The following is a 15,328-nucleotide window of genomic DNA, read 5'->3' as shown; positions in this document are numbered from 1 at the left end:
AGTTGATTGTGGCGAGAACGAAACAGCTTTCTAGATTTGTGTTTTGACTGAAAAGTGAAGACACACCAAATTTTGCTTGGCGACCATAGCGCTTTGGACCCACCTGACTCCATGCCGAACTCAGTAGTGAAACGAAGCAGCGCCGATGGTAGTGTGGGGTCTCCCCATGTGAGAGTAGGACATCGCCAGGCTCTCATTGCTTATCTTGTTGATAGCTCGATGCTTTTGATATCTGCGATGCTCATGTATTGGCATACACTGCGCGTCTCGATTCAAAATCCTCATCGCATCAAACAAGATAATCTAATTAGCGCTTAATATTGGGCTTTAGTTAGCAAAAATTTAATCATCAAAGCAATGATATGTAAGACTTTGATGAGACAGAATTGGTGCGGAGTGGTAGTTCAGTTGGTTAGAATACCGGCCTGTCACGCCGGGGGTCGCGGGTTCGAGTCCCGTCCACTCCGCCACTACTTATAGGGGTATAGCTCCAACTGGCAGAGCAGCGGATTCCAAATCCGCGTGTTGGGGGTTCGAATCCCTCTACCCCTGCCACCTAAAAAGCACCGACTTATGTCGGTGCTTTTTTTTATACAAGTATCACTCGATACACTGGCTTATTGGTGGTTTTGGTGTTTATGAGTAAGAACACTTATTAGTCGTTTTTGGCGACGAATTGGCTTGGCCCAGTCGTATTAGGCTGATGACTAAAACAGAGTTCATAAGTGAAGGCGGTGGTATGCTTGGTGTCTTCTCCGCTTGTATGTTTATATTCCACTTCAACAATCACTCGTTGGTAGCCCGCGCCTTCAAATTGATCGATCTGCGCTAATCTCGTTGAAAGATCGTCAGCTTTAAATAACCAGCCTTTTACTCTGTCCTTTGCGTTATCACTTAACTCGATCCCTGGGTGCCCTGCTGCCGATCCCCAGCCACGGTCGGTGCGTATTGCTTGTATGCTGGCTTTGTGCCAGCTCCCTTTCATATCAGCGAGCAGATGGTGGTTCTCTTCGTCTGGACAAAGAGTACCGTAAACAAATAGATTATTGAGCATAGGCGTCGCTCCATGAATACACCTTGTTATCATTGCTTTTCTATCCTATCCCTGACATCAAGTGTGCGGCAAGTGATAAGGTGTGTTTATCACTTGTATTTAGGCATTAACGATCGCAAAATCGGCGCCCGATGTAGGGGCAACCTATACTTTCAGTGGTGAGCTTTATGGTGGTAATTAAGTCATGAAACGACGTATTGGCAAGGTAGTGGCCTGGGGAAGCGCCATTTTAGTCCCAACGGCCATAGTGGGTGTCAATGGTTACTTTACTGTCCCCGATGGGTCACAGTTACACACTGTCTCTGGTATTTATCGCCAATGTGTTGATTATACCCATTCATTACCGCTGGATGAACAAGGCCATTTCTCTTTGCTGGTTTGGAACATTTACAAACAGCAGCGGCCACAATGGGATACAGCATTGACGCAGTATCGAGATCCGCATCGTCTTATGCTATTACAGGAAGCGAGTTTTGGCCCTCAACTTGCGCGCTGGATTACACAGTCATCACTTCATTATGATCAAGCCTATGCGTTTGCGATGCAAGATGCGGTCGCTGGGGTTATGAATCTTTCTCAGGTTAATCCTCTCCATAGCTGCGCTTATACAGCGGTAGAGCCCTATTTACGCTTGCCCAAAAGTGCACTGTACAGTGAGTATCAGCTTTCCAATGGTCAGCGACTGGCAGTGGTCAATATTCATAGCATTAACTTCACTTACGCGATGGCGGCTTATAAAAAGCAATTAGCAGCGCTTGAGCAAGCCTTGTTACGTGTTGATGGACCGATTATCTTGGCAGGGGATTTTAATACGTGGTCGCAACGGCGATTAGAAGCAGTCAGAGCGATGGTGTCGCGTTTGTCTTTACAAGAAATGCATTTTCAACCGGACCAGCGGATGACTAAGTTTGGGCTGCCTTTGGATCATATATTCTATCGCGGATTGACCGTGGAGCAGGCCAGTGCGATTGATAATGGTGCCTCCGATCATGCGGCGATGGAGGCACAACTTAAGGTGCTAGGGTGAGCGCTCGTCGCGTGTGATGCATTAACCCACAGCCGTAATGGATTAACTCACAGCAATGATGATCGCCCAGCCACCGAAAACAGCTACCCAGGGGAGAGTGGCGACAACAATGGCTTTACCTTGATTTAATGGTGTCCAGGTACCAATAGCGGTAATACTGAGGACCCAGTACCATGGTAGGAGAAAGGGTAAACTGGCTGCCCAGGCTGTCCAGGGTGATGTCAGCGGTAGCTTGATCAGGCCATTCAGACTATTGAGATCAGCATGAGCCGGAAGGATAAAGCTCGGTGCGAGTGTCATATTGGTATAGCTTGCTAAATCACCAATGACTGCCGGCAGGAAAATAAAGCAGGATGCCGCTAACCAGTGACGATAGCCAAAGTTAGGTGCCTCTTGCTTGGTGGATAATCGGAACCAAAGGGCTAAGGCAAAAATTACCGCGGCACGACCAAACCAATCCCCCAATACTTCAGAGGCTAAAAGTGTTTCTCGTTGTAACCACTTTTCCGCTTCTGCTTGAGGCATGGACAGCTGTTGAGCCAGTGCTTGCTGAAGGGTTGATACATCCGTGTGATCAAAATAAGCACTCCAAAATGCAATCGCGCTCAAGCACATTAATAAATAAGCAACCCAGCCCCACGCTGGTCGTTGACTTAGTGCGGCGAAACACGCACTTGGTCGGAGTACGGTGTCACGTAAGGCATAAAATGGATTGGTTGAGGCTTGCATCATGAGCCACTACTCCGTGAAATATCAATATGAAGCGTCAACTGTTGTCCCGGTTGGATATATGCGTTCTGGCGCAGTTGGTTCCATTTGATTAAATCTGACACGGATACCTTATATCGATGTGCAATCGTGCTCAGTGAATCACCTTGGCGAATACGGTAGGTGATTGTGCGAATACGTTGCGTATTGTTTTCTTTATCCCACACAACGAGCTGTTGACCAATGCTTAAAGTGTCGCGAGGACTCATGCCGTTCCACTTCGCGAGCTGGCGATAATCGACGTCATAACGACGCGCAATCGTCCAAAAACTATCTCCCTGACGTACTGTGTGAGTACGCTTATAACCATCACGCTCGGCAGCCTGCAAGGCGGCCAACCGTTGAGGAGCACTTAGCGTGTATTGAGACTCATCTTTGAGCGATACCGGGATCATTAAGCGTTGACCCACACGAATGCGTGATGAGCGTAACTGATTCGCGCGTTTGAGTACTTTTACCGTGGTATTATACTGGTCTGCTATCTCACTTAGGCTATCGCCCGACTTAACCGCATAGCGTTCGACACGAAGTCCCTGATTCTTATTTTTCGCGAGCTCGGTATTGAAGCGCGCCACCTTATCATTCGGCAGTAAAAGGTGAGTTGGGCCCGATGGAGACGTTGCCCAGTGGTTATAGGCTGGATTAAGGCTTTGCAGTTCTGACACAGTCAAACCGGCATAGTTAGCTGCTAACGCGAGATCCATTTGCATACCCGGATCGACCATGGTTAACACTGGCTGGTTAGGGATTTCAGGGAGATCTAAACCGTATTTGTTTTTATTGCGCAGCACGTCACCCAGTGCGATGAGTTTGGGCACATAACTGCTGGTCTCTTTAGGAAGGTCAAGGTGCCAGAAATCGGTCGGTTTTCCGCGCTGCTCGTTACGTCGGATCGCTCTTGATACGCGCCCTTCGCCGGAATTGTACGCCGCGATTGCGTGTAACCAGTTGCCATCAAACATGCCGTGCAAGTACTCGAGGTAATCAAGTGCGGCATCGGTTGATTGGGCCACATCACGTCGGCCGTCATACCACCAGTTTTGTTCTAAGCCAAAGCGTCGCCCCGTAGCAGGAACAAACTGCCATAAGCCCGCGGCTCTACCATGAGAATAGGCAAACTGATCAAACGAGCTTTCAACAACAGGCAGCAGTGCCAGCTCGAGTGGCATATTACGAGCTTCTACTTTTTCAACAATAAGGTGTAAAAAGGGCGTCGCGCGCTCAGTCACGGTTGCGAGGTGATTAGGGTAGTTTAAATACCAATTTCGATACCGCCTCACCGATGCATTATTTGGGACAGGCAAGGAGAGTTGCATACTGATCCGCTGCCAAACATCCTCTTGTTTTTGCGGTGAGAGTACCGTGGGTTGGTTAGGTACCGCTTTCTCTGGTGTTACTGCGGTCTCTGTGGGCGCAGATGAAGCCTTCTGGGCCGCAATAGGAGGCGCTTTGTGGGCGGTATCCGTGTCTTGAGCGTCACCCGTTGACTGACAGCCGCTCAGCAACAGTGTGCTCAATAAAACTAAACGGTACTTCATGGCATAAAAACCTTCGTCCAAAATAGCCGATGATGATAGGGGCTGGTCTCACTGATGACAAGAGACTCAGCTCAAAATTCGTCCTTCCACTGACGTAAGGCGCGGAAAACTTCTAATTCAGTGTTATCTTGCGCACGCCTGCTGACCGCTTGAATTACGCTTGGCTCATGAATGCGCAAAAACGGATTGATACGTTTTTCGCGTCCAATGGTGCTCGGTAGTGTTTGTTTTTCCTGAGCGCGTAATCGGTTGACTTCTTCGCGATACAAATGGAGATCATCGTTTTCAGGTTCGACAGTGAGTGCGAAGGCAACATTGGCAGCGGTATACTCGTGGGCGCAATAGACCTCTGTTTCAATCGGCAAGGAGGCTAGCTTCTTAAGCGAATTTAGCGCTTGTGCTGCGGTGCCCCCAAGCAAGCGGCCACAGCCAGCAGAGAATAGCGCATCACCACAAAACAGCTTCCCATCGCCAACAAAAGCGATGTGATCATCAGTATGACCTTCAACTCCGACCACTAAAAATCGATGATCGAAAACATCAATCTGATCGCCATCTCCCACTGCCATACTTAAGCGCGGGATAGGTTTGATCTCCGGTCCGATAACTTGGGCGCTGGGTGCGAAACGGACAAGCTCCTCAATACCATTCGTATGATCCCAGTGGTGATGTGTGATAAGAATACAAGACAGTGTCAACGTATTTGCTTTGAGATAGTCAATAACCTGACTTGCTTCACCGGGATCGACCACGGCGCATCGATTATCTTCACTAATAATGAGCCATATGTAATTATCGTTAAATGCAGGTATGCTTTTGACGTGAAGCATTGGGTTCTCCAGCGATAGAATGAGCCTTAATAATGAAACCAGCGCGCATTGAACATCAGTTTGACTATCCCTATACATGGGACCAGATTGCCTACGGTGATTGGGCGCGCACCCAATTGCAAACTCGGCTGGATGAGTGCCTGCCTACTTTATTCGGCTACCATTTGCTTAAATTAGGTGGATTAAGCTGCGAGCTAGTCAGTGAACAGTGTAACATTCAACACCAAGTCTGTGTCGATAAACACAATCCGATGCGTAACCTCACGGCTGCCCACTATGCCTTACCGTTTATCCAAAAGTCCTTTGATGTCTGTTTACTCGCACACCAACTTGATTATAGCGACGACCCGCACCGATTACTAAGAGAGGTCGATCGCGTGATGATTGACGATGGTTGTTTGATTCTTTCTGGCGTTAATCCAACCAGTCTCCTGGGGATAAAAAAGCTGATTAGAGGTCGACATCAGCGCCTACCTTGGGGAGGACGAATGTTTTCACCGCTGCGCGTCAAAGATTGGTTAAGTGTCATGAACTATGAAATCATTACCGCACATCAAATGGGTCTATGGCCAACACAACGCCCCAACGCTCGCCATGCGTGGGTTGAAAGTAGCGCCAGTATGATAACGCCCGCGTTAGGATCTATTTATCTTATTATGGCGCGCAAACGCAGTTATCCACTTAAACCGATTAAGCCCCGTTGGAAACTAAAGCAAGCGGTATCGCCGCTAGGGGGAGTTGTACCTAACGGCGGTTAGCGCACCATGCTTTTATGCGGGAGGCTGATAGCCTTCGTCTGTTTCGGTTGGTTGGTTAGCGGCTTGACGCGCGAGCTCATCACAACGTTCATTTTCAGGGTGACCGGCGTGGCCTTTTACCCAGTTCCACGTGATCTGGTGGTTGGCTGCCACCTGATCTAATTGCTGCCACAGGTCGGCATTTTTAACCGGCTTCTTATCCGCCGTTTTCCACTGGCGCTTTTTCCAGTTATGGATCCACTGGGTAATTCCTTGGCGAACGTATTGGCTGTCCGTGGTCAGAACCACTTCGCAGGAATCTTTTAACGCTTGTAACCCGACAATCGCGGCCATCAACTCCATGCGGTTGTTGGTGGTGAGGGTAAACCCAGCACTCAGCGTTTTTTCATGCTGCTTATAGCGCATTACCACACCATACCCCCCAGGACCTGGGTTACCGAGGCATGAACCATCTGTGAAAATTTCTACCTGCTTGGTCATCTTTGATACTATAGGCTATTCATCTGAGCCAAGTTTGACACAGTTATTGCCATGAAAGCGAATTACGATCGTCTCATCGTGTTAGATACCGAAACCACAGGTATGAACCGCGAAGGTGGGCCTCACTACCGAGGTCACAATATTATAGAAATCGGTGCCGTTGAGATTATCAATCGCAAACTCACCGGTCGGCACTTTCATGCCTACATCAAACCCACGCGCGCGATCGACCCTGAAGCGATTTCAGTGCATGGTATTACTGATGCATTTTTAGCAGATAAGCCTGCCTATACGCACGTGCATCAGGCCTTCGTCGACTTTATTCAAGGTGCTGAGTTGATTGCTCATAATGCGCCCTTTGATGTGGGGTTTATGGACCATGAGTTTAAAAACCTCGGGGTATCGGTGCGAACCAATGAGATTTGCACAGTCACAGATACCTTGGCAATGGCGAAGAAAATCTTCCCAGGCAAACGTAATAACTTGGATGTATTGTGTGATCGCTATGGCATTGATAACTCAAGGCGCACATTACACGGGGCTTTACTGGATGCGGAGATACTAGCTGACGTCTATCTGTTAATGACGGGTGGACAAACAGATTTATCCTTTAATGCAGGGACCGATACTGATAATGCAAGCCCAATGGCGCCGAGAACGGTTAAGCGTCAGAAATCGCTAAAGGTCATCCCTGCATCGGCCGATGAAATGAGTGCGCATGAAGCGCGGTTAGACTTTATTGAACAAAACGGCAGCTGTCTTTGGCGGCAGTAGGAGCAGGCATGAGAAAGCGGTGGTGGGCAGTTTGTTTTTGTTTCCCTTTATTGGCACACGCCAACGAGCAAGAAATCCGGCTGCTGGAAAACCGCTTTCGCGTTGACCCCACGATTGAGCGTGCTGCGTTTGTCATTTATCGAGAAAAACCCAGCATGCCCGTGGTCTTGGTTCGGCCTGACGGAAGCAAATATTATGCATGGCGGCATCCCGATAATGTCTCTTGGCATCAAGAGGCTGATATGGACATTGTATCGATTAGCGATCCGATGCCCGGGCCGTGGCAAGCCATTGGTCGCGTTAGCCCTGATAACAAAGTGAAAGTGCTGAGCGACTTGCGCATGAAAGTGGAAGATTTGCCCAGTCGGCTTTATCAAGGTGAAGCGATTAAATTTACCGCACGATTAATGTTAGGTGATGACCCCCTCAATCTGCGAGACTTTATTCGGCGTGTGGATCTCACCGTTAGTTTTTCTGAGTTTGTTGACGATCCTGCCTCGCTTAACCCTGACCAACTTCCTCAGCCAAAATCGCTCGGCCAGTTTAGTGATGATGGAACAGGGCTGGATGAAGCGCCTAATGATGGGGTTTTTACTGTCTCGCTCCCTATTGATGTGATGCCAGGTAAGTATCGAGCGCGCGTGACATCGGGAAATGGGATCTTCTTTCGTACCCTTGAGCAAGAAGTCCTCGTTTACCCGACGCCACTTATGGCGACTTTTAAGCAAAGCCAAATAGATGATGAACCGCATCAGTTAGCTATTCAAACGGAACAAGCTAGCATTGAGCCCGGTAGCGTGTCTGTTCATGCCAAGTTTACTGATACCGAAGGCAAGACAACGGTTTATCAAAAAAATAGTGAGGAAAAGTCAGAGACACTCTCGCTCGATATTCCCTATGCGAGTACGCCTGGGCAATATAAATGGCGCTCAACACTATATGCGACAGACCAATTGTCGGGTCGCTCCCTGGTTTTCCCCTTACCAGAGCAAACTTTTGCTGTTACAGATTACGAAGCGCTAGAACAAGCTGAAGCAGAGCGCGAAGCGCGTGAGCAGGCAATGATGGAGGCCGCCGAGGCACGGAGACGAGAAAGAGAGCAGGCTGAAGCACGTACAACGTCTCTCATTATTATTGGCTTAGGTAATTTGCTTGTCATCTTGATTGGCGCCGCAACCTGGTTTGTGCTGAAAAAGCGTAAAGCACGAAAATTAGCTGAAGCCGCGCAAGAGCTTGAAGCTCCGCCACCAGATAAAGATGCGGAGTCAAAGGAGGCAAGTGAAGAGACGGATGAGCTGGATATCGATGGATCGAATAAAAATGTTTAGCTGTGGTTAATGATAAAAAAAGAGAGGGAAATCCCTCTCTTTTAGCGGTACGCTCAAAATACAGTGCGGTTATGCCGCATTATGCATCTTGTTTTCTTTGACTGACACGGCAGGTAACTCTGCAGGATCAAAGTCATCGACATTGATTGTTTCGAGTCGACCTTGCTCGGCTTCTCGCAGCAAGTCGGCTTCTTGCTCGGAAATGACGCCAGCGTGTAACCCTTTATCGGCTACTTGATCCAGGAACATGAACGGCAACTTCTCGCCAAGACCATCACAGACCTTCTTATGGATAGGCTCAGCCTTGAGGATGTCATGCAACGCTTTCTCGATATTGCCGATCGCATTGCCTGGCTCAAAGAATTGGCCACGACCAATCCGGTCACGCGTCGCACTAGGTGATTGTAAAATCACTGCCAATTTACCATCCAGACGATCACCCGGCTGGCGGCGTCCTCTACCAAGAGGGAACACCAAGGCTCTTACTAACCCGGCAATCACACGATTCGGGAAGTTTGCGAGGAAACCATCCAATGCTTGCTCTGTTTGGTACATCGCGTCTTGCATGCCCCAATGAACCAAAGGAAGATCCTCGGTCTGGTAGCCTTCGTCAGCGTAACGCTTCATGGTCGCGGATGCTAAGTAGAGCTGGCTAAGCACATCCCCCAAGCGCGCCGATAAGCGCTCTTTACGTTTCAGGTTACCGCCCAATACCGCCATAGAGACATCAGCAAGCAGTGCCAGCGCAGAGCTGTAGCGATTCATCTGCTGGTAGTAACGACGTGTCGCGTCTTTGCGTGGTGCTTTCGAGAAACGTCCATCGGTTAAACCAAGCCAAAGGGTGCGAGCAACATTGCTAAATACAAAGCCGACGTGACCGAACAGTGCTTTGTCAAATGCTGCAAGTGCCGCTTGCTGATCGCTATTCTCGCTCGCACGAATCTCATCTAAGACAAATGGATGACAACGAATCGCCCCCTGGCCAAAGATAATCATTGAGCGGGTCAGAATATTCGCACCTTCCACGGTGATAGCAATCGGTGAACCCTGGTAATTCCGGCCCAAATAGTTTTTCGGCCCTAAGCAGATGCCTTTACCACCAATAACATCCATCGCATCAATGACGCTCTGCTGGCTACGGTGAGTACAGTGATATTTGACGATTGCCGAGATAACAGAGGGTTTTTCGCCTGCATCAATCCCTGTCACGGTCAACGCACTCGCGGCATCCATAACATAGGCATTACCCGCGATGCGAGCCAGCGGCTCTTCGATCCCTTCCATTTTGCCAATTGGCAATTTGAACTGACGACGAATACGTGCGTAAGCGCCGGTTGCAAGTGCAGCCGATTTAAGCCCACCCGTGGTATTTGAAGGCAGCGTGATACCGCGACCAATAGACAAGCACTCCATCAACATGCGCCAGCCTTGACCGGCCATTTTTTGCCCGCCAATAATAAAGTCCATCGGAACAAAGACTTCGTTACCTTGAGTCGGGCCATTTTGGAAAGGCACGTTCAATGGGAAATGGCGGCGACCAATTTGCACACCTTCCATATCGGTTGGGATCAATGCGCAAGTGATGCCGAGCTCGTCTTGATCACCGAGTAAATGATCGGGGTCGCGTAGCTTAAATGCCAAGCCTAAGACAGTCGCTACTGGTGCAAGCGTGATATAGCGTTTGTTCCAGGTGATTTTCATTCCCAGGACTTCTTCACCGTTCCAAACGCCTTTGGTCACTACGCCGTAGTCTGGAATAGAGCCCGCATCCGAACCGGCTTCTGGGCTGGTTAATGCAAAACAAGGGATCTCCTTACCCTGGGCAAGGCGAGGGAGGTAGTGGTCTTTCTGATCCTCGGTACCATAATGCTGAAGTAGTTCACCAGGGCCGAGCGAGTTAGGAACACCCACGGTTGACGACAGTACACCAGAAACCCCCGACAGTTTTTGCAGCACTAAAGACTGTGCATATGCGGAAAACTCTAAGCCACCATATTGTTTTTTGATGATCATGGCGAAGAACTTATTGTCCTTCAGATACTGCCACACCTCTTCGGGAAGATCGGCAAGCTCGTGCGTGACCTGGTAGTCATCAACCATGCGACAGACCTCATTGACAGGTCCATCGAGGAAGGCTTGTTCTTCAGCACTAAGTGTGGGGGCCGGAATATCATGCAATTTGTTCCAATCCGGGGCGCCGCGGAATAAATCGGCTTCCCACCAGACGGTGCCTGCGTCGATCGCTTCTTTCTCCGTTGCTGACATTTCTGGCATCACGGATTTAAAAGCTTTAAATGCAGGCTTACTCAGCCAATTGCGACGAAATGTCACAATATTTAGTGGTAGAGCAATGACGGCAAAAATTAACCAAGTAATTTGCCCCACACTCCCTATGACTGTCCCTACAACTAATCCGGCTGCCAGTACGGCAGTCGATACCAGCAACTTAGCACGATGGTATGCGAGTACGCCGGCCAGTATTAGCATGGCGACGATATATAACCCTGTTGCCATCACGTCATCTCCTTCGGTTTAATTAGGCTCTTACGCGTCGTGGTAAGAGGTCGTACCACTCAATGTAACCAAAAAATTAAATAATTGTAAAATCATACGGTGTGACCTGGCCTGCAAGGTCAGAAAATCTTCACTGCAGTTATTGCACAAATGGAAAGATAGGTTGCCATTCAAGCAAACGTGACCGAGCTCGCTTGCTGGATGATAACGGTAGTCGACAGCCCTAAAACGATACGGGTACACTGACAGTTGAACTGACTGATGCCTAACGGGCGTGATATTTGTTAACAGTGGGAAGGTGCCATGTACCAAGATCTTATTCGCGGTGAGCTTTCAGAAGCAGCCGATGTGTTAACCGCATTTTTGAGTGATGATAATAACATCCAGCAGATTGAAAAAGCGGCGACACTCCTTGCTGATAGTTTTAAGGCCAGCGGCAAGGTGTTGTCTTGTGGTAATGGTGGCTCACATTGTGATGCGATGCATTTTGCTGAAGAACTCACCGGGCGTTACCGCGAAAACCGTCCAGGCTACCCGGCGATTGCCATTTCCGATCCGAGTCATATTTCCTGTGTCTCCAACGACTTTGGCTACGAGTATGTTTTCTCCCGTTATGTTGAAGCCGTGGGTATGAAGGGGGACGTTCTGTTTGGCCTATCGACCTCGGGGAATTCAGGAAACATCTTAAACGCGATGGAAGCGGCTCAGAAAAAGGGCATGAAAACAATCATGCTAACGGGAAAAGATGGCGGCAAAATGGCCGGGCTAGCGGACATCGAAATTCGGGTTCCACACTTTGGTTATGCTGATCGCATTCAAGAAGTTCATATCAAAATTATCCATATTCTGATCCAATTGGTGGAAAAGGAAATGGCAGCATAATTCGCAGAGGTAGACGAAAGAATGTGTGAGTTACTTGGCATGAGTGCCAACGTCCCTACGGATATCTGTTTTAGTTTTACCGGCTTAATTCAACGGGGCGGAAAAACAGGTCCGCATCGTGATGGTTGGGGGATTACTTTTTATGAGGGTAAAGGATTTCGTACCTTTAAAGATCCGGCCCCCAGCAGTCAATCTAAAGTCGCGGAGCTTGTAACCAGTTATCCGATCAAAAGCTGTTCGGTCGTTAGTCATATTCGTCAAGCGAACCGAGGCGGCGTGAGCTTGGAAAACACACATCCTTTTACGCGAGAAATTTGGGGACGCCATTGGACCTTTGCCCATAATGGCCAACTCTCTGGGTTTGAAAGTCTCGAGACGGGACATTTCAAACCCGTGGGAGAGACTGATAGTGAAAAGGCCTTTTGTTGGTTGTTGAACGAGCTGTTTAAGCATTATCCAAAGCAACCGGACAACATGTGTGAGGTGTTTGATTTTATTGCTTCACGCTGTGACCGACTGCGCGCGCTTGGCGTATATAACATGCTGTTTAGCGATGGCGATTATGTGATGGCGTATTGCACCAATAATCTGCATTGGATTACACGTCGTGCGCCATTTGGTCGAGCGAGTTTGATCGATCAAGAAATGACAGTTGATTTTCACGAGCAGACAACGCCGGATGATATTGTTTCAGTGATTGCGACGCAGCCGCTGACCAATAATGAGAGCTGGCATAAGATGCAAGAAGGGGAGTACTGCGTGTTCCACTTTGGCGAGGTCTATTGCTCGAACCAAGCGAGCGTCGCCACATCATGATCGAACAGGCGCCGAGGCGCCTGTTCATCGCAATGCCGGTCAATCGTCAGCTGCATGGCCTGAAGGACCGAGTGGTTGATTGTCCAACCAAGCTTTCCCAGCTTCCATTTTAAGCCGTCCATCAATAAACCATTTAACCACTAATGGATAGATTCGGTGTTCTTGTTGTTGAACACGGGCGGCGACGGAATCAATCTCATCATCGGCAAAGATAGGGACGCGAGCTTGTAATATCACAGGCCCACCATCAAGTTCTTCCGTGACAAAATGTACCGACGTCCCATGCTCTTTGTCGCCAGCATCAATCGCGCGCTGGTGGGTATGTAGTCCCGTGTATTTAGGGAGCAGTGATGGGTGAATATTTAGCATCCGCCCTGCGTAATGGCTGACAAAACCTGGGGTTAAAATACGCATAAAGCCAGCCAATACCACTAAGTCGGGTTGATGAACATCGATAGCCCGAACCAAAGCCGCGTCATAGTCTTCGCGGCTGGCATACGCTGTATTAGCAACGACCTGAGCGGGAATATCGGCTTGCTCGGCACGTGTTAGGCCATACACGTTTGCTTTATTGGCGATAACAGCAACGATGCGTGCCTGATGCCCCTGATGAAACTGATCAATGAGCGCTTGCAGGTTTGAGCCACTACCAGAAATTAACACAACAATGCGTTTCATTCTGTGAGCTCCACTTGCGCTTCATTAGCGTTTGCATGGGCAATATGACCCAGTTGCCAAGCGGTTTCTCCTGCTTCATTGAGTAAAGCAATTGCTTTCTCTGCTTCGGTTTGTGGTAGCGCAATGACCAAGCCAACACCACAATTAAACGTACGTAGCATTTCGTAATCGCTGACATTGCCTTTTTCTTGCAGCCAGTCAAAAATTGCAGGCCACTGCCAGCTGTTATTGTCGATCACTGCTTTTGTCCCTGCAGGTAATACGCGGGGAATGTTCTCCCAAAAACCGCCACCTGTGATATGCGACACCGCGTGAATTGAGGTTTGCTCCTGCAGCGCTAAGACAGATTTGACGTAAATACGGGTCGGTGCCAACAAATGTTCGATAAGCGGTTGACCGGCCAATGGCGTGCTGAGATCCGCTTGGCTCACATCGAGGATTTTACGGATCAGGGAATAACCGTTTGAGTGCGGACCACTGGACGCAAGGCCAATCAGTGCATCGCCATCGCCGACATTGCTGCCATCAATCAGCGCCGACTTTTCCGCCACCCCGACACAAAAGCCAGCGACATCATAATCGTCGCCACTATACATTCCCGGCATTTCAGCGGTTTCGCCGCCGATCAAGGCACAGCCGGCTTGTTGGCAGCCGTGTGCGATTCCGGTCACGACATTGGCAGCGACGTCGACGTCGAGCTTTCCTGTGGCATAGTAATCAAGAAAAAATAACGGCTCTGCGCCTTGCACAATCAGATCGTTGACACACATCGCCACCAAATCGATGCCAATTGTGTCATGTTTATTCGCGTCCAATGCAAGGCGTAGCTTGGTTCCAACGCCATCCGTACCAGACACCAGTACGGGCTCTTTGTATTTGGTTGGCAATGAACAAAGTGCACCAAAACCGCCTAGTCCTCCCATCACTTCAGGGCGATGTGTTTGTTTCACCACACCTTTAATACGATCGACCAGTGCGTTGCCGGCATCAATGTCGACACCTGCATCTTTATAGCTAAGAGATGATTGTTTACCGCTCACTGCAATTCCTCGCCGGAGTTGGAAATCAAAAGTCGGCGCTATTCTATCAGCGCATTCAGTGAAAGGAAAACGTTTGCGTAAGCAGTTTGGTGAGATTCTAAACGATATATCAAGCGCTATCTCTACGCTAGCAAATTACTTTCATGTATACTACCGAGAATTTGTTTTTTGTAAGGAGTCTAAGATGAAGGTCGTGGAAGTAAGGCACCCGTTAGTCAAACATAAAATCGGCTTGATGCGTGAACGTGATATCAGCACCAAGCGGTTTCGTGAGCTTGCCACCGAAGTAGGTAGCCTGTTGACTTATGAAGCCACCTCAGACTTCGATACAGAAAAAGTGACGATCGATGGCTGGGATGGCCCGGTTGATGTCGACCAAATTAAAGGTAAAAAAGTGACTGTGGTGCCTATCCTTCGTGCTGGACTCGGTATGATGGATGGTGTCTTAGAGCACGTTCCTGGCGCGCGGATCAGTGTCGTGGGTGTCTATCGTGACGAAGAAACCCTTGAACCTGTGCCTTATTTTCATAAGCTGGCGAGCAACATCGATGAGCGAATGGCCTTGGTCGTGGATCCGATGTTAGCAACCGGTGGCTCTATGATTGCGACGATCGATTTGTTGAAAGAGCAGGGCTGTCAGCAAATTAAGGTTTTGGTTTTGGTCTCAGCGCCTGAAGGGATCGAAGCACTGAAAAAAGCACATCCTGATGTGGAGCTTTATACTGCTGCCATTGATGAGAAGTTAGATGATAACGGCTATATTGTTCCTGGTTTGGGCGATGCTGGCGATAAGATTTTTGGCACTAAGTAACTTTTTGGCACTAAGTAACTAAGTAACTAG

The 15,328-nt window shown here is 48.9% G+C and carries 15 protein-coding genes, 2 tRNA genes and 1 rRNA gene; 10 read left to right on the top strand and 8 right to left on the bottom strand.

The window, feature by feature from the left end:
• Positions 1-75 precede the first annotated feature (75 nt).
• The 3 genes from rrf (at position 76) to BZG75_RS13405 (ending at position 555) form a co-directional block, all read left to right on the top strand.
• Positions 76-191 (top strand): 5S ribosomal RNA (gene rrf, locus BZG75_RS13415).
• A 202-nt stretch (positions 192-393) separates the two neighbouring features.
• A tRNA-Asp gene (locus BZG75_RS13410) sits at positions 394-470 on the top strand.
• 8 nt (positions 471-478) lie between these two features.
• Positions 479-555 (top strand) — tRNA-Trp (locus tag BZG75_RS13405).
• A 100-nt stretch (positions 556-655) separates the two neighbouring features.
• On the opposite strand, the gene BZG75_RS13400 is transcribed toward BZG75_RS13405, so the two are convergent.
• Positions 656-1,054 (bottom strand): gamma-glutamylcyclotransferase family protein, encoded by a 399-nt coding sequence (locus tag BZG75_RS13400; RefSeq protein ID WP_021024170.1) that lies wholly within the window; start codon positions 1,052-1,054, stop codon positions 656-658.
• Between the two features lie 184 nt (positions 1,055-1,238).
• On the opposite strand from BZG75_RS13400, the gene BZG75_RS13395 reads away from it, so the two are divergent.
• On the top strand, positions 1,239-2,081 hold the full coding sequence (locus BZG75_RS13395) for an endonuclease/exonuclease/phosphatase family protein (protein ID WP_077461649.1): 843 nt from the start codon (positions 1,239-1,241) through the stop codon (positions 2,079-2,081).
• A 42-nt stretch (positions 2,082-2,123) separates the two neighbouring features.
• On the opposite strand, the gene BZG75_RS13390 is transcribed toward BZG75_RS13395, so the two are convergent.
• The 3 genes from BZG75_RS13390 to gloB form a co-directional block, all read right to left on the bottom strand.
• Positions 2,124-2,813, bottom strand: coding sequence for a YIP1 family protein (locus tag BZG75_RS13390; protein WP_077577250.1), 690 nt, complete (start codon positions 2,811-2,813; stop codon positions 2,124-2,126).
• Positions 2,810-4,387: a lytic transglycosylase gene (locus tag BZG75_RS13385; RefSeq protein ID WP_077577249.1), complete on the bottom strand. Its 1,578-nt coding sequence runs from the start codon at positions 4,385-4,387 to the stop codon at positions 2,810-2,812. Before BZG75_RS13385 ends, BZG75_RS13390 begins: the two co-directional genes overlap by 4 nt.
• A 71-nt stretch (positions 4,388-4,458) precedes the next feature.
• The gene (gene gloB, locus BZG75_RS13380) at positions 4,459-5,217 is read right to left on the bottom strand and encodes a hydroxyacylglutathione hydrolase (RefSeq protein ID WP_077577248.1); all 759 of its coding nucleotides are present in this window, start codon (positions 5,215-5,217) and stop codon (positions 4,459-4,461) included.
• A gap of 32 nt (positions 5,218-5,249) precedes the next feature.
• Here gloB and BZG75_RS13375 point away from each other — a divergent pair, with 32 nt between their 5' ends.
• The gene (locus BZG75_RS13375; protein ID WP_077577247.1) at positions 5,250-5,975 is read left to right on the top strand and encodes a class I SAM-dependent methyltransferase; all 726 of its coding nucleotides are present in this window, start codon (positions 5,250-5,252) and stop codon (positions 5,973-5,975) included.
• A gap of 12 nt (positions 5,976-5,987) precedes the next feature.
• Here BZG75_RS13375 and rnhA read toward each other — a convergent pair whose 3' ends face one another.
• Positions 5,988-6,455, bottom strand: coding sequence for a ribonuclease HI (gene rnhA, locus BZG75_RS13370; protein WP_021024164.1), 468 nt, complete (start codon positions 6,453-6,455; stop codon positions 5,988-5,990).
• A gap of 51 nt (positions 6,456-6,506) precedes the next feature.
• Here rnhA and dnaQ point away from each other — a divergent pair, with 51 nt between their 5' ends.
• Positions 6,507-7,229 carry a DNA polymerase III subunit epsilon gene (dnaQ, locus tag BZG75_RS13365; RefSeq protein ID WP_021024163.1) on the top strand — a complete coding sequence of 241 codons (723 nt, stop codon included), beginning with the start codon at positions 6,507-6,509 and terminating at the stop codon, positions 7,227-7,229.
• A gap of 8 nt (positions 7,230-7,237) precedes the next feature.
• Complete coding sequence (locus BZG75_RS13360) at positions 7,238-8,557, top strand: TIGR03503 family protein (protein ID WP_077577246.1); 1,320 nt, start codon at positions 7,238-7,240, stop codon at positions 8,555-8,557.
• Positions 8,558-8,626: 69 nt separating this feature from the next.
• Here the strand turns inward: BZG75_RS13360 and fadE are convergent, their stop codons facing one another.
• The gene (gene fadE, locus BZG75_RS13355; protein WP_077577245.1) at positions 8,627-11,071 is read right to left on the bottom strand and encodes an acyl-CoA dehydrogenase FadE; all 2,445 of its coding nucleotides are present in this window, start codon (positions 11,069-11,071) and stop codon (positions 8,627-8,629) included.
• A 303-nt stretch (positions 11,072-11,374) separates the two neighbouring features.
• On the opposite strand from fadE, the gene lpcA reads away from it, so the two are divergent.
• Positions 11,375-11,953, top strand: coding sequence for a D-sedoheptulose 7-phosphate isomerase (gene lpcA, locus BZG75_RS13350; protein WP_021024160.1), 579 nt, complete (start codon positions 11,375-11,377; stop codon positions 11,951-11,953).
• A 21-nt stretch (positions 11,954-11,974) separates the two neighbouring features.
• Positions 11,975-12,769: a class II glutamine amidotransferase gene (locus tag BZG75_RS13345; protein ID WP_077461644.1), complete on the top strand. Its 795-nt coding sequence runs from the start codon at positions 11,975-11,977 to the stop codon at positions 12,767-12,769.
• A gap of 39 nt (positions 12,770-12,808) precedes the next feature.
• Here the strand turns inward: BZG75_RS13345 and purN are convergent, their stop codons facing one another.
• Together purN and purM are read right to left on the bottom strand one after the other, a co-directional pair.
• A complete protein-coding gene (gene purN, locus BZG75_RS13340) occupies positions 12,809-13,447 on the bottom strand; it encodes a phosphoribosylglycinamide formyltransferase (protein WP_021024158.1) in 639 nt (212 codons plus the stop codon).
• Positions 13,444-14,487 carry a phosphoribosylformylglycinamidine cyclo-ligase gene (purM, locus tag BZG75_RS13335; RefSeq protein WP_077577244.1) on the bottom strand — a complete coding sequence of 348 codons (1,044 nt, stop codon included), beginning with the start codon at positions 14,485-14,487 and terminating at the stop codon, positions 13,444-13,446. The genes purN and purM overlap by 4 nt, the downstream gene beginning before the upstream one ends.
• 184 nt (positions 14,488-14,671) lie before the next feature.
• Between purM and upp the strand changes: the two genes are divergently transcribed.
• The gene (gene upp / locus BZG75_RS13330) at positions 14,672-15,298 is read left to right on the top strand and encodes a uracil phosphoribosyltransferase (protein WP_021024156.1); all 627 of its coding nucleotides are present in this window, start codon (positions 14,672-14,674) and stop codon (positions 15,296-15,298) included.
• Positions 15,299-15,328: the final 30 nt, after the last annotated feature.

Source organism: Salinivibrio sp. AR640 (genome assembly GCF_001995405.1).
Taxonomy (GTDB): domain Bacteria; phylum Pseudomonadota; class Gammaproteobacteria; order Enterobacterales; family Vibrionaceae; genus Salinivibrio; species Salinivibrio costicola.
The sequence above is the reverse complement of the archived record's forward strand: the minus strand, read 5'-3'. Positions and strand labels throughout refer to the sequence as shown.